The following is a 14,482-nucleotide window of genomic DNA, read 5'->3' as shown; positions in this document are numbered from 1 at the left end:
GCTAAATCCCTTCGTAAAAACCGGATCTCTCTATCCGGATTGAAATTTGGAAACGTGCCTCCAAAGATTTTTCGGAATCGATCCCCCAAGATTCTTCCTTTGGGAAATTCGTTGTGGTTTGCTTAAGTTTACAATGCCCCCAGAAAAATTTAAAAGATGGGCAGGATCTGTTATGATAAGATGCATATCCTCAAAAAAACTAAATTAAACTCCTCTCATTTTTCCAGAATCCCAACAGTCTTATGAAAATCGCCTTCTATAGCACCAAGTCTTACGACCGGGAATATTTTGAAGAGTACCTCCCGAAAACCGCGCACAAAATCACCTATTTCAAGAATGGACTGGAGCTCAACACGGTGTCATTGGCCGCTGGTTTTGATGCTGTATGCGTATTTGTGAATGACAAAATCACCAAAGCGTTGATCAAAAAGCTCCATGAAATCGGCATCAAAGCCATTGCATTGCGGTGTGCAGGTTTCAACAACGTGGATCTGGAAGCGGCAAAAGAATTTGGGATCCGGGTTTTTAGGGTTCCCGCTTATTCCCCCGAAGCGGTGGCCGAGCACACCATCGCGCTGATCCAAACACTGAACAGGAAGACGCACAAAGCTTACAACAGGGTTCGGGAAAACAATTTTTCCATAGAAGGCCTCACCGGTATGAATCTCCACCGCAAAAAGGTAGGCGTCATCGGTACCGGCGCCATAGGCAAGGCACTTTGTAGGATTCTTTTGGGGTTTGGCTGCGAAGTCATCGCCCATGATCCTTTCGAAAATCCCGAAATCAGGGCGATGGGCATTCGGTACGTGGACTTGCAGGAGCTATTAAAGGAGAGTGATATCATTTCGCTCCATTGTCCTTTGACCCCCGAATCCAAACACCTGATCAACCAAAAAACAATTGGCCTGATGAAAAAGGGAGTGAAGCTGATCAATACCAGCAGGGGTGCATTGATCGACACCAAGGCGGTTATCAAGGGATTGAAAAACGGTCAGATTGGTTTCTTGGGGATTGACGTGTACGAACAGGAAGAAAAGCTGTTCTTCAAGGACCTTTCCGAAATGGTCATCCATGACGATGTCATCATGAGGCTGATGACATTTCCAAACGTATTGATCACTGGACATCAAGCCTTTTTGACAACCGAGGCCCTGCAGGAAATCAGCAAGATCACCTTGGACAACCTGAGCGATTTTGAACTGGGGAAAGAAGTGAAAAACGAAGTCGAATTCCAAAATGTTTAATAATTCCTGAAATTTAAGAGTTCATTCCAAAATTTGACAGCCTTTCTTTACTTCTGTTCATTCCACTGGATCCTGTAATTCAAGATCATATCGAGGTGCAGTAAATTGACTTTGTTGTAAATCCATCCCGGCTGGAGACCGCTTTGGTCCAATGCTTTTTTTGTCATCAGGATCAAATGGAAATCCAGGCCTTTCCCCCAGTTTTTGGGGGCATATTTGGCTGCCAGATTCATTTGGGCATAGGAAGGAAACGCGTATTTGTTGATTAAAAAATTGGTGGGAGAAGGAAGAAAATGAAGCCCCACATGACTGGAAAGTTGAAGGGACCGCTCAGGAAATGACCGTTGAATGAAAAGCGTCAAGGCATCCACTTTGCTGAAGCCCTCGTTTCTTTCCCTTGGGATAAACGTGAAAAAGGGATCTTTCCCCCATTCCCTGGGGCTCAGAAAGCGGCCGCTGCCTTTGATGCTTGTATAATTCAAATGCAAAACCATCTTGTCGTTTTTCAGCCCAATCCTGGCTCCCCAGATATAATTGATATCCTCGGGGTTTTTGTACCGCAATGCGGGATCTTGGTTCCCACCCTCTCCAATCCCATGTTGGACAACCCCTTGAAAACCCGAAATGATGCTGTTTTTCCATACTTTGGCTTTCCATTCTTTTTGAAACTCGGCCAAATAGGTGCTTGAAATGTTTTGAACCAAGGTATGGTTCAGCTGAAGGCTTGCTTCTTCTGGCAACCTGTACCGCAGGTCGGTGACACTGACAAAATCACTGAAGGTATTGCCAAAGTAGGCCGAAGGGGCGCCAAATTCATTCCTACCTATCGGATAAACCCCAATGGTCTCTCCAATCCTAAACCAACCGGAAGTGGATCTGGGTGACATCCGCCAGATCAGGTCCCCGCCGAATTGCAATCGGGAGTTTGGTTTATAATTCAGCCTCAGCCCCTCCACAAAGGTAGGTTCCAATCTTCCATCCTGAGGATTGATAAAAGGAGTATTGATCCCCATTCTACCGACATTGGCAGTGAGTTTTTTGCTTTGGAAGGTCAAATGAAGATCCTCCACTTTTCCGAAAAAGTTGTTTCCCGCGTCGAGCACATCAAAAAGACCGATCTCATATCGGTTTGTGGCGCCCGTCCGGGGTTCTCTTGCAGAGAGATCAGAACTCAGTATTTTTCCAAAAACCGCATAACTTGCCGTAAGGGAAAACCCATGAAAAGACTGGGTTTTGACCCGCAAGAATGCACTTTGGCCCCAAGCATGATCCCCTTTAAAATCTTGCCAATAACCGGTGGACATAAAATAAGAGCGCAATCCCAATTCAATATTAGGTTTTTTCGATCGCTCATTATTCAAGGAATCTTCCTGTGCATTCGCTTTTGGCACCATGGAAACCAGCAGTAAGATAGCCAGAAAGTTCTTGACCATTATTGGCTTGCTCTGGCAGCTTTGATCGGCGTGAATGGACCAAACTTATGTTGCTCCTCAGGAAAGGTATCCGAAAAAGGCCCAAAAGGATGGTCGATGGGTTTTTTGGAAATGTCCGGCCAATCCTTGGAAAGATCTTTTTGAGGTCTTGGGAGACTGTTGACATAAGCGGCTACGTCCCAAGCCTCTTCATCCGTCAGCATGGGTCTTTCATAGGTAGCACCTAGTGGCATATTTGCCTTCACATAGCCTGCAAATCGGGACATCCTGAAAAGTCCAGCTCCATGGTTGTAACTATTCTCCCCCCAAAGCGGTGGATAGGTATAACCGAATTTGTCGGCCCGCATCATACCTTGCCCATCTTCCATGTGACAACTTTGACAAAGATTTTCGTAAGCCACTTTTCCTTTGATCGGGTCTGCGGCCCTATCCAGGAATGGCACCTCATAAATCCCGGCACCTTTCGGCGTTTCTCCTTTTGGCACATCTCGGCCAAGCCATTCGATGTAGGCAACCATGGATTTCATTTCCCTGCTGTTGGGCGCCAAAACATTCCCATTTAGACTTCTTTCAAAACAGTCATTTATCCTTTTTGGAATATCCTCCATCTGGCCTGACCTTCCCCTTATTTTGGGATAGGTGGCAAACACTGCACTGTAATTGTTCCCGAGGGGAGCTGTGCCGGCATCCAGATGGCAATTTTGGCAATTCATGCCATTTGAGATTTTCTTCACTTTTCCATTTGGCCCCAAATATTCAGAGGTATTGGCGATCAATTCCTTTCCATATTTGATATCCTCGGCATTGGGTTCGTTTTCTACGGAGGACCATTCCGGAGCTTTCCACATGCCTTCTTTGGGTATCAGTCCAAGGTAAACCGCTTCAAGGGGTTTCAATAGGGCCATTTCGGTTTTGTCGGGGCTTAGATCCGGGAGGGAACCGCCACGCAGGACAAAAAAAACAATTCCTATCAAAAAGGCGGATAGGGCTGTCACAACGACCAGCAGCCCTACCACCAAAGCAATCAGTTTTATAAACGGTTCAAATGCATCCTTCATGTTATAGTTCTTTTGGGCAACTTCAAAAATAGGGAATTTCAAGGATTCGTTGCAGTGACAAAAATCACACTGTCAATATATAGATGAAAACCCAAAAACCCGAGGAAAGCACAAGCAAACCCCTATATCACCAAATTATGGGATGCCAAACATGTTGGAGAAAAAATGATATTCTATAACAAACTCCCCTTACTTGATCACCACCTCCCCGGTATTGAAAACCTTGAGCCGCACACTCAAAAGAAGAGTAATGCCCAAGCCCGTGAATGCAATCAATGCAAATGAAACCTTCAGGCTGAAAAGATCCGCGATAAATCCAATCAAGGGTGGGCCAATGAGAAAGCCAAAGAAAGAAATGGTGGATACCAAAGCCAACGCAATACCAGGTGAATACAATTTGGATCTTCCTGCGATACTATAAGCCACCGGAATGATCGAGGCCACTCCAAAACCTACCAATAAAAACCCGAGTGTTGCTACCTGTATGACTGGGAAGGCGACGGAAAGGCTTAACCCAGTAAATATCAACAATCCGCTTATCCTCAAAATAATGATTTTCCCAAACCTATTGGTCAGTTTATCGGAAACAAACCTGCCCGTGGCCATCGCCCCCATAAAAGCCACGTAGCCCAATGCCACAAAGCGGGGCTCTATTTCGACTACCTTTTTGAAATACACCCCACTCCAATCAAACATGCAGCCTTCACACATCATCCCCAAAAAAGCGATCGCACCAATCCTGAGCAGCAGATCATCCGGCCTTCTCAAAACCATTCCACTGCCTTCAGAAGATTTGGCGTCTTTGAAGACATACCGCTGGCCTAGAAACAACAAAACCAAGGCAAGTCCCGCCACCACCAAATAATGCACGACAGGGATTACCTCAAAATAAATCATCACCGCCCCTATTCCAGCACCTGAAAATCCGGCAAGACTCCAAAGTCCATGAAAGGAACCCAGGATACTTCTCCCATAATTGTCCTCCAACTCAAGCGCTTTGGTATTGAGCGAAATGTTCATGAGATTCCCGATCATCCCGAAAACGATCACGGTGGGAACCAACATGAGAACCGAGGAGCTAAAACCGATCAAGGGCAGAAAAATCGCATACCCGATACCCCCCAGGATGATCACGATCCTGCTTCCAAACCTGTGCACTGCCCAACCTGCCAGCGGCAATGCCACCAAGGAACCCAATGGAAGCCCCAGCAATAAAGTCCCCAATTGGGCTTCAGAAAGCGAAAATTTAAATTGAATGTCCGGAATTCGGGCTGCCCAGGAAGAAAAACACAATCCTGCCATAAAAAACAAACTGCCCAAGGCAATCCTTCTTTTTTGGAGTAGGGTCATTGATTTGATTGGATTAATAGGTTTGAAGCCGCAATTTAACAGAGATTGGCCAATTAAACCCGTGTAATGCATCAGCATTTCTATTCCAGCCTGAAATTGTTTAATAATCAGTCTTTGATCACTCTTTTTGACCTCAACCGATCAGCAATACGACTTATTCTCCCAATATTCCGATTTTCTTTTGGCTTCAAGCCCATTAGGAATCCTATTGCGTATTTCGGGTCAAAGATCGTTGTCCATTTCTTTTTGTGGATTATCAGAATCAATTTGACCCAAAAAAGAGAAATAAAAATCGGCCTCCAGAGAAACTTTTCATTTTGACAGGGGTTATACCAAAAAGTCAACGCTTATGGAATTCGTCATAGCAGGATCTGTCATCCTTTGTGCCATCTTTATGATCAGAGTCATTATCAAGAAGGTGTTTGATTGAATCAAACCTCCCCAACTTAAGCAAAACCATTGCTCCATTTTTAAGTGACCGTTCTCTGCGATCATGGACTATTTTGGTTGACGCAGAAGAAAACCCAATCCTAATTTTCATTTAAGCCATTTTATGCCCTAGATGAAGTGGTGAGGGCTGAAATTGATTCATCATCAGCCGACTGTTTATTATTGACTTTACCGTAACGGGACATTGCCGTATTCACCAAATTTTCTGGTAGTTACAGCCGTAATTGAAAACGGAATGCATATTTCGGGTTTAAGCTAACCCTGAAGAAGAATCAATGCCAACAAAAAAGCCACTTTCTTAAGAAAAGAAAGTGGCTTTTACGCTGTGTTAAAGATTTGGAATTCGTCCTTAATTTGGAAGCTTGTCGGAAAATTTTCCGTAAACCCAAGTCCCTGCAATGGCACTTACCAAAGTGACCAGAATCACTGTGAATCCACTCCCTATCTGTGCAAACAAAGGTCCCGGACATGCGCCAGTCAAAGCCCAGCCCAATCCGAAGATAAACCCTCCAATAATCTGCCCTTTTCGGAATTCTTTTTTCCCGATTTTGATGGTTTCACCATTCATTGCCTTGACGTTGAATTTTTTGATCAGTTGGATCGAGATCAAGCCCACCAAGATGGCGGAACCAATCACACCGTACATAAAGAAGGATTGCAATCTGAACATCTCCTGAATCCTGAACCAGGATACTACTTCTGCTTTGACAAAGATCAACCCGAAAAACATCCCCACAATAAGGTATTTTACAAGTTTCAATCCTTTCTCCTCCTGAACCTGAAGATTCGGTGCCTCGCATTCAATCGGGCTTTGAGCCGCTATATTTTTTTCTATTGTCTTCATGTTTTCTTATTTTAGAATCCTACCAAAGCCATCAATGGTCCCAAGAGAAAATGTGTCATCACAAAACCACCCAGCATAAAGAAGATGGTCGCCACTAGGGATGGCCATTGCAAGGAACTTATACCCATGATGGCATGTCCGGAAGTACATCCACCGGCATATCTAGTTCCAAATCCAACCAAGAAACCACCCACAACAAAGAACAAAAGGCCCTTTGCGGTGAACAAATTGTCCCAAGTGAAAATTTCAGCTGGAAGGAGGCTCGAGTAATCCGTAATCCCGAGGGCTGCCAAATCTGCCTGCGTGGACGCCGCCACTACAATTACATCTGGATTAGCAAAGAAAGTCGTCGCAATAAAGCCCCCAATCAAAATCCCTATGACAAAGACTATATTCCACATTTCCTTTCTCCAGTTGTAGGTGAAAAAGGGGATTCCAGCAGGAATACAGGCTGCACAGGCATGTCTCAATGAAGAAGAAATCCCAAAGGACTTATTCCCGATGAGCAAGAGGATCGGTACCGTCAGTCCAATCAATGGCCCGGCAATGTACCATGGCCATGGCTGACTTATCCATTCAATAAATTGTTCCATATTATTCGTTTTTAATTTGTTACGTTTTGATTTTAAAATCTATAATCGAGTGTTACATTCAAATTCCAAAGGTCCACTCGGTTGATCCTGTAGGCATCTGAGACTGCTGCAAAATCTTGTGCCGTCTTGTTGACAATCAGAATTTGTCCATCCAACCCATCCAAATACCCCCTAAATTTATAATTCAATGCGCCCGTAAAATGGTAGTAGGAGGGGATGCCATATTTATTTGCTGCATACTTTTCGATGTCACTGTGATTCACCTTTGATGCGCCAAATTCAAGCTTGGTACCTTTCATAGGCAGTTCCGTTTTGTATTTCAATGTCCATGCCTTCACATCTCCACTTCCTTCAAAGCGCTCCCTGGGAAGACTTACATAAAACTGCTCTCTCCCCCATTCCCTTGGAAAAAGGAATCTCCCCTGTCCCATGAATCCCAAGAAATTAATGGAAACTTCTTGTTTTCCTGATTGCAACCCCAGTTTGGCGCCCAATCCCGAGGGTTTTTCATTGGGAAGGATGTACGCTTTTTTGGGATCCTGATTTCCACCTTGGTTGACGGCTGTCTGATAAAAACCCTGAAGGCCTACAAGCAGCTTTTTCTCACCCAAATCATGGGCATAATCCCCTTGGACAAAGTTTAAATTAAACACATTTTCCGCAAAATAATTCCATCCCTGAAGACTGAGCCCATTGTTGTTGTATTTTACACCGGCCATAGCCAAACCCTTCGTTGTTATGTTTCCTTTGTACCCAGAGGGTTCGCCAAAAGGATTTCTTCCAAATGAATACACGCCGAAGGAATCATCCATTTTATACCAGTCCACTGTACCTCTAATGGCCACCGAAGTGAGCCAAGCGCCCATACTTTCCCATTTTTTACTTTTGTGGTAGATGCTCAAGCCGCTGAATATATTGGGACGCATCCTGTTGTCTTGTTCATTGAGCATTGGACTATTGACCTTTTGTCTCCCAAATATTGCTTTAAAATTTTTCTTTTGGTAGGAGATGAAAAACTCCTCCAACCTGTCCAAATCCCTGGCGTTTTCGGGATCATGCATGTCATACAGCACAACTTCGTACCTGTTGCCGGCCCCAGTGGTGGGGTCAGCGATGGTCAGGTTGTTTTCAAACAACTGAAACACAAAGAATCCGCTGAATCCAACTTGAAACCCTTTCCATGCCGGACTCAAGTACCCTAACCCTGCTCCAACCGCCAATGTGGAATAATCCGTCAATGCGCCTTGGTTTATGGTTTGCATGTAAAACGACCTGAAATGGATATCAAACTTTCCTTTTTCAAGATCATGTGACAGACTTTTTCCGGACCTTTCATCCAATTCTGTTGTATCGGAATGTGCTTCTTGGGCTTTCAAAGTCCAAGGCAAAAGCATCAACAACATCAGGAAAATTACTTTCATATCAGCTTTCAAAATTGGGTGTTCTTTGTTTATGTAACAGTGACATTTATCACTTTGATATTTCTCAAATTAAAAATGGCAAGAATTGATTCTTGCCATTTTTTTTATTTATTCGGTGTTAAACCCGTGTGATGCATTCCCAAATTCATTCCAGCTTGAAATTGCTTGATAGTCCGTCTATGTTCATTATTATTGACTTCCGCATATCGGTTTTAAGCCTTGTTCTTCAAATAGTCTGACTTTCTTGCAGCTTCAACCCAATTGGGAAACGGAATTCATATTGCGGATTCAACTCTTTTTAAAGCAGGGTAGATGGACAAACGTATTCACTTACCTTGAATTTTTCTGATTCCTTGATGGCTTTAAATCCACCTTTCACATCGATGAGATTGTCAAAACCCCTTGCTCTCAAGATAGAGTTGAAAACCATGGATCGGTATCCCCCTTCACAGTGTACATAATAGGTTTTGTCTTTATCAATTTTGGCCATGCTGTCATTGATATAATCCAATGGCGCATTTTCTGCATCGATGACATGCTCACTTAGGTACTCACTGTTTTTCCTGACATCGAGGATATTCAATGGGCCTTCTTTTTTCTGGATCTCAGCAAGTTCCGCTGCGGTGATAGAAACAATGGTATCAAGCTCTCTTCCTTCCGCTCTCCAAGCTTCGATGCCCCCTTTGAGGTAACCCAAAGAATGATCATAACCTACCCTTGCCAATCTCGTGATGACTTCTTCTTCATTTCCCTCATCTGTGATCAAGAGTATTTCCTGTTTCAAATCAGGGATCATGGCTCCTACCCAGACGGCGAAGCTTCCTTCGATTCCGATATTCACGGAATTGGGCACAAATCCTTTGGCAAAGACGGTAGCCTCACGGGTATCCAAAAGGATCGCACCGGTTTCGTTGGCTGCTGCTTCGAACTCTCTAGGTGTGAGCGGTCTTATTCCCCTTTCCAAAACCGTGTCAATGCTTTCATATCCTTGGATATTCATCATTACGTTTTGGGGAAAATAAGCAGGAGGAGGAGTCAGTCCAGTAATCACTTCTTTGATAAACTGTTCCTTGGTCATTTCCTGAAGCGCATAGTTGGTTTTCTTTTGATTGCCAAGCGTATCGGAATTTTCCTTACTCATGTTTTTGCCACAGGCTGAACCTGCACCGTGGGCAGGATATACAATGATATCGTCTGCAAGCGTCATGATTTTATCTCTCAAAGAATCATACAAGTGCGCTGCGAGTTTGTCCTGAGTCAATTCAGCAATCACTTTCTGTGCGAGATCCGGTCTTCCTACGTCACCGATGAAAAGGGTATCTCCTGAAAACAATGCTTCTTCTTTCCCCTCTTCATTGATCAACAGATAACAAGAACTTTCCATGGTGTGCCCTGGAGTATGGATGATCCTGATTTTTGCTTTTCCCAGAGGGAATTCTTGTCCGTCTTCAGCAACAAGGGCATCAAATCCCATTTTCATGCCCGTGGGACCAAAAACTATCGGCGCTCCGGTTTTCGCAGAGAGATCCTGATGTCCAGACACGAAGTCAGCATGGAAGTGGGTTTCAAATACATATTTGATTTTAGCACCTCTTCTTTCGGCTTTTTCGATGTAGGGCTGTACCTCTCGCAGAGGATCAATGATCGCCGCTTCCCCATTTGACTCAATGTAATAGGCTCCTTGAGCCAAGCATCCTGTGTATATCTGTTCGATTATCATATGTTTTCTTTTGTTTTTTTGCTTGATTGATGTTACAAAGTTATATCCGTATCCATTTGAATTAAATGACAATTGTCACAAAGTCAAAATTTTTTAAATTAAGCTTTTGAGGCAATGTTGTCCTCTATTACTTTGACCAATTGATGGGTTGGAACCACGCCTGATTGCCTCCAAATGGTTTTTCCCTTTTGGAAAAGGATAAGCGTAGGAACCCCCCTTACCTGGAAATTACTTGCCGCCAAGGGGTTTTTGTCTATATCAACTTTTATGATTTTCACCTTATCACCAACTTTTTTGGAGGTTTCTTCAAGGATGGGTTGCATCATTTTACAAGGACCGCACCAAGTAGCAAAGAAATCTACCAATACGGGTTGATCACCTGAAATCAATTCATTGAATGTTTTGGGCTGGTTGCTCATGATCTTGCGTTTTTATTTTATGTTACAAAATTAGGGAAGGATTAAATGCATGACAGTAATTTTTATCACAAACCTTTAAAAGCTGTTAAAATGGCAAAGATTTGGTGATTTATTGTTTATTTTCGCCGTTCACAATTCTTTAAGAACAATGCTTAATTACAAAAAGGTCAATAACTTGACCGGCTGGTTGGTTTTTCTTGTCGCCACTTTGGTGTATGTTTTGACGGTCGAGCAAACGGCAAGTTTTTGGGATCCCGGGGAATTCATCGCCGTGGCCTACAAGCTTCAAGTGCCCCACCCTCCTGGCGCCCCGTTTTTTCTACTGATTTACAGGATGTTCGGCTTTCTTGCTTTTGGGGATGGATTGCAGGTCGCCTATTGGATGAACATTGGAAGTGCCTTGTTTTCAGGCTTCACGATTTTGTTTCTGTTCTGGTCGATCACCCTTTTGGGCAGAAAACTTTTTCAGATGAAAAATGGTCAGGAAACCAAAGGACATACCATCACCGTCTTGGGGGCTGGTATCATTGGATCCCTGGTCTACACATTCTCTGACAGTTTTTGGTTTTCAGCAGTGGAAGCCGAGGTTTACGCCATGTCTTCCTTCTTTACGGCCATCGTGATCTGGGCACTCCTGAAATGGGATGTGATCGAGGATCCAAGGGAAGAAAACCGCTGGATGATTTTCATTGCCTATCTGGTAGGCCTTTCCATAGGCGTCCATTTACTCAATCTGGTTGCTTTGCCAGCACTTGCACTTATTTATTATTTCAAAAAATATCCAAACCCAAACCTGAAAGGTGGCATCATCGCCATGGCTTTGGGTGGCGCAGCATTGATCATCATCAACAACATCATTATTCCTGGGCTTCCAAGTCTGGCTGGCTCCATGGAAATCTTCTTTGTGAACAGTATCGGCTTGCCATTCGGCTCAGGGATCATCGTTTTTTCAGCCTTGTTTTTGGGATCTCTGATTCTGGGGATTTTGTATTCCATCAAAAAACAAAAAGTAATCCTCAACACGATCTTGCTTTCGCTCACATTCATTTTGATCGGATATGGATCCTATGCATTGATTGTGATCAGGGCTAACCAAGATCCTGTCATCAATGAAAATGCACCAAAGGATATCATCAGCTATATTTCCTATCTGAAAAGGGAGCAATATGGCTACCGTCCTCTTTTACACGGTCAGTATTTCACGGCAGATCTAGTGGAGCAGACAGAAGGCGCTCCTGTTTACCTCAAGGGGAAAGACAAGTATGAAATCGTCGATTACAATTTGGTCAACAAATATGATCCGAACAAAACAACGATTCTGCCCCGGATATATTCCACCCAAGAAAGGCACAAGCAGATCTATCGATCCAAACTGGGCTTGAGCGAAGGGCAGGAACCAACCTTTGGTGACAATCTTTATTTCATGTTCAGCCACCAGTTGGGACACATGTACTGGCGCTATTTCATGTGGAATTTCTCGGGAAGGGAAAGTGATTTTTCCGATGCCCCTTGGCTGGGAATCGCCGATGCCTTCAGTGACAAATTCCCGGATTATATCAAAGAAAACAAAGCACACAACAATTACCTGATGCTGCCCCTTATCCTGGGCATTATAGGCTTGTTTTTCCAGGCGAAATATGACCCGAGATCATTCTATGTCACTTTGATGCTCTTCCTGATGATGGGAGTCATATTGGTACTTTACCTGAATTCCCCGCCAGTCGAACCAAGGGAAAGGGATTATATTTATGTGGGGTCCTTCTATGCATTTGCCATCTGGGTAGGACTTGGCGTGATGGCATTGGCCCATTTGATTGGGAAACTCAACAAAAATCTGGCAGTAGCTGGGGTGATCGCCACATTGGTATCCTTCCCGGTTCCGGTATTGATGGCCCAGCAAAACTGGAATGACCATAACCGTCAGGGCAGGTATTTTTCTGTGGATTCTGCGAGGAATTTTCTGGCCTCATGCGCCCCCAATGCCATACTCTTTACCGGAGGTGACAATGACACCTTCCCGCTTTGGTATGTCCAGGAGGTCGAAGGTTTCAGGACGGACGTCAGGGTGATTGTACTCAGCTATTTCGACACAGACTGGTATGTGGGACAAATGACCCGAAAAGTAAATGAGTCTGAAGCGATTCCTTTTTCCCTGGAATACAAAAATTATAAAAAAGGCACCAATGATGTCCTTTATGTAATGGAAAGGGAAGGATTGGAAGCCATATCCGCGAAGGAATACCTGAAATTGATCAAAAACGAAAGTGATCTTTTGAAACTGAGCTCTTCAAACAGGACCTCGATCAACATGGTCCCGGCAAGAAATCTGATCCTTGACGTGGATACCCAAAAGGTATTCAATGATGGCCTGATTCCCGAAGGCATGGAAGACCTCATGGTCAATCAAATCAACATGCGGGTAAAAGGCAATTACATGACCAAGGGAAGCCTCATGCTGGTTGACTTGATCACCACCAACAATTGGGAAAGGCCGATTTACTTCAACAATACCTCTTTGGCCACGATCGGTCTGGATCTAGAGGATTATGTGGTAATGGAGGGTCTTACCTACCGGTTGTTGCCTGTGAGAAAACCTCAGAAAGCAAGAACAGAATTGGTAAACACCGATTTGGCCTACAAAAATATAATGGAAGACTTCGCCTTTAGAGGCATGGACAATCCAAACAATTACTTTGACGATGAATACAGAAGGTTCGTTTCCAACCATAGAAGCGCCATCAACAGCGTGGCCATCGCCTTGCTGGACGAAGGTGACATGGAAAAGGCGGCGGGTATTCTCAAGCATGGCTTGACCGTCATGCCCGACAAAGCGATCGCCTACGACTTGGCCAATGGACAATCCGTCCCCCTCCTTTTTGAAGTCGGAGAAGATGATTTGGCATTGGACATCGTAGAGAAAATATCCGTCAAATCCGTACAGATGCTTGATTTCTATATCAGGACAGGAAGGGACTTTGACAGGGAAGCCATGATTTCGATGGAAATGCTGCGCTACTTTGTGCCTTTGTTGGAAGAAAGGGGATATACGGAACTATCCGCCCAATTGAAAAAAGACCTCGAAAGATTCTTGGGACCAGATGGCGGAATGAATATGAACAGAAGATAAATAAAAACACAATGCATAAAAAAAGCCCGGGATTTATTTCGGGCTTTTTTTATGCATTATATAGAAAAGGTCGAGGCCTTTGTCTGGATGGTCGACCAGCAGGTAATCCTCATGGCTGATTTCCACCACAGATTTGCCTTGTTGCTGGTGGAGCTTGTTGCGGTTCATTCGGTTCAGAATCTCAAATGGCATTTTCAAAACCGAAGCTGGCAGCCTGTACTGGAGATTGAAAATATCAAATCGCATGATCTTATTTACAGAAATGCGGTTGGCGGCATGGTAATCCCAAACTTTTTGGTTGCCACCAATGCCCATGGATTCCACTTTGTCAAAAATCCCTTCAGAAAGTGTTGTCAATTCCTGACCTGTGTATTCCCTGATATGCCAGGGATTACGGGAGAGGGTATGGCGAATATTTGGGGTGGAGATGATGGCTTTTCCGCCTGGCTTCAACACCCTGTGGATTTCTTCCAAAAAAAGTTTGTCATTCTGGATGTGTTCGATAACCTGAAAACTCACGACAGTATCAAAAGAATTGTCTCCAAAACCTGAAAAGGGAGGGATGAAAGCTTGTTGAAAAGCTTCTTTGGGAAATTTGATTTTTAAGGAATCGATGACTTCCTGGATTTTGTCAATACCCAAATAATTATCCACTGCATCCAGAAGCACTTCCACTCCTCGGCCTTCCCCACAGCCCACTTCCAGCAAATTGCCCGCTACCAGTGGTTTGGCGGCGATGTAGGCTTTCAAAAGGCGCTGATGAATTGGATTGTCGCTGACCAACTTATCAGACGCAATCTCCGTTGTATAGGTACCCATTTAA

Annotated in this window: 11 protein-coding genes; 2 read left to right on the top strand and 9 right to left on the bottom strand. The window is 44.0% G+C overall.

What is annotated here, in order from left to right; genetic code table 11:
- The first annotated feature begins 242 nt into the window (after positions 1–242).
- Positions 243–1,244, top strand: a complete 1,002-nt coding sequence (locus tag F824_RS0121235; protein ID WP_019599958.1) for a 2-hydroxyacid dehydrogenase — start codon at positions 243–245, stop codon at positions 1,242–1,244.
- A 47-nt stretch (positions 1,245–1,291) separates the two neighbouring features.
- On the opposite strand, the gene F824_RS0121230 is transcribed toward F824_RS0121235, so the two are convergent.
- The 8 genes from F824_RS0121230 to trxA form a co-directional block, all read right to left on the bottom strand.
- Positions 1,292–2,677, bottom strand: coding sequence for a hypothetical protein (locus F824_RS0121230; RefSeq protein WP_019599957.1), 1,386 nt, complete (start codon positions 2,675–2,677; stop codon positions 1,292–1,294).
- On the bottom strand, positions 2,677–3,735 hold the full coding sequence (locus F824_RS0121225; RefSeq protein WP_019599956.1) for a c-type cytochrome: 1,059 nt from the start codon (positions 3,733–3,735) through the stop codon (positions 2,677–2,679). The genes F824_RS0121230 and F824_RS0121225 overlap by 1 nt, the downstream gene beginning before the upstream one ends.
- A gap of 189 nt (positions 3,736–3,924) precedes the next feature.
- Positions 3,925–5,085 (bottom strand): MFS transporter, encoded by a 1,161-nt coding sequence (locus F824_RS0121220; protein WP_033405541.1) that lies wholly within the window; start codon positions 5,083–5,085, stop codon positions 3,925–3,927.
- A 799-nt stretch (positions 5,086–5,884) separates the two neighbouring features.
- On the bottom strand, positions 5,885–6,379 hold the full coding sequence (locus F824_RS0121205; protein WP_019599952.1) for a DUF6691 family protein: 495 nt from the start codon (positions 6,377–6,379) through the stop codon (positions 5,885–5,887).
- A gap of 11 nt (positions 6,380–6,390) precedes the next feature.
- Entirely contained in the window at positions 6,391–6,972 is a 582-nt protein-coding gene (locus tag F824_RS0121200) for a YeeE/YedE family protein (RefSeq protein WP_019599951.1), read from the bottom strand.
- 32 nt (positions 6,973–7,004) lie between these two features.
- Positions 7,005–8,393: an OprD family outer membrane porin gene (locus F824_RS0121195; protein WP_019599950.1), complete on the bottom strand. Its 1,389-nt coding sequence runs from the start codon at positions 8,391–8,393 to the stop codon at positions 7,005–7,007.
- 298 nt (positions 8,394–8,691) lie between these two features.
- A complete protein-coding gene (locus tag F824_RS0121190) occupies positions 8,692–10,113 on the bottom strand; it encodes an MBL fold metallo-hydrolase (RefSeq protein ID WP_026333845.1) in 1,422 nt (473 codons plus the stop codon).
- A 98-nt stretch (positions 10,114–10,211) separates the two neighbouring features.
- Complete coding sequence (trxA, locus tag F824_RS0121185; RefSeq protein ID WP_019599948.1) at positions 10,212–10,532, bottom strand: thioredoxin; 321 nt, start codon at positions 10,530–10,532, stop codon at positions 10,212–10,214.
- A 148-nt stretch (positions 10,533–10,680) separates the two neighbouring features.
- Here trxA and F824_RS0121180 point away from each other — a divergent pair, with 148 nt between their 5' ends.
- On the top strand, positions 10,681–13,659 hold the full coding sequence (locus tag F824_RS0121180; protein WP_019599947.1) for a glycosyltransferase family 117 protein: 2,979 nt from the start codon (positions 10,681–10,683) through the stop codon (positions 13,657–13,659).
- Positions 13,660–13,692: 33 nt separating this feature from the next.
- Here the strand turns inward: F824_RS0121180 and F824_RS0121175 are convergent, their stop codons facing one another.
- Positions 13,693–14,478 (bottom strand): class I SAM-dependent methyltransferase, encoded by a 786-nt coding sequence (locus tag F824_RS0121175; protein WP_019599946.1) that lies wholly within the window; start codon positions 14,476–14,478, stop codon positions 13,693–13,695.
- Positions 14,479–14,482: the final 4 nt, after the last annotated feature.

The sequence above is a fragment of the Rhodonellum psychrophilum GCM71 = DSM 17998 genome (assembly GCF_000381545.1).
Lineage (GTDB): Bacteria > Bacteroidota > Bacteroidia > Cytophagales > Cyclobacteriaceae > Rhodonellum > Rhodonellum psychrophilum.
This window is presented reverse-complemented; position numbering and strand designations above follow the sequence as displayed.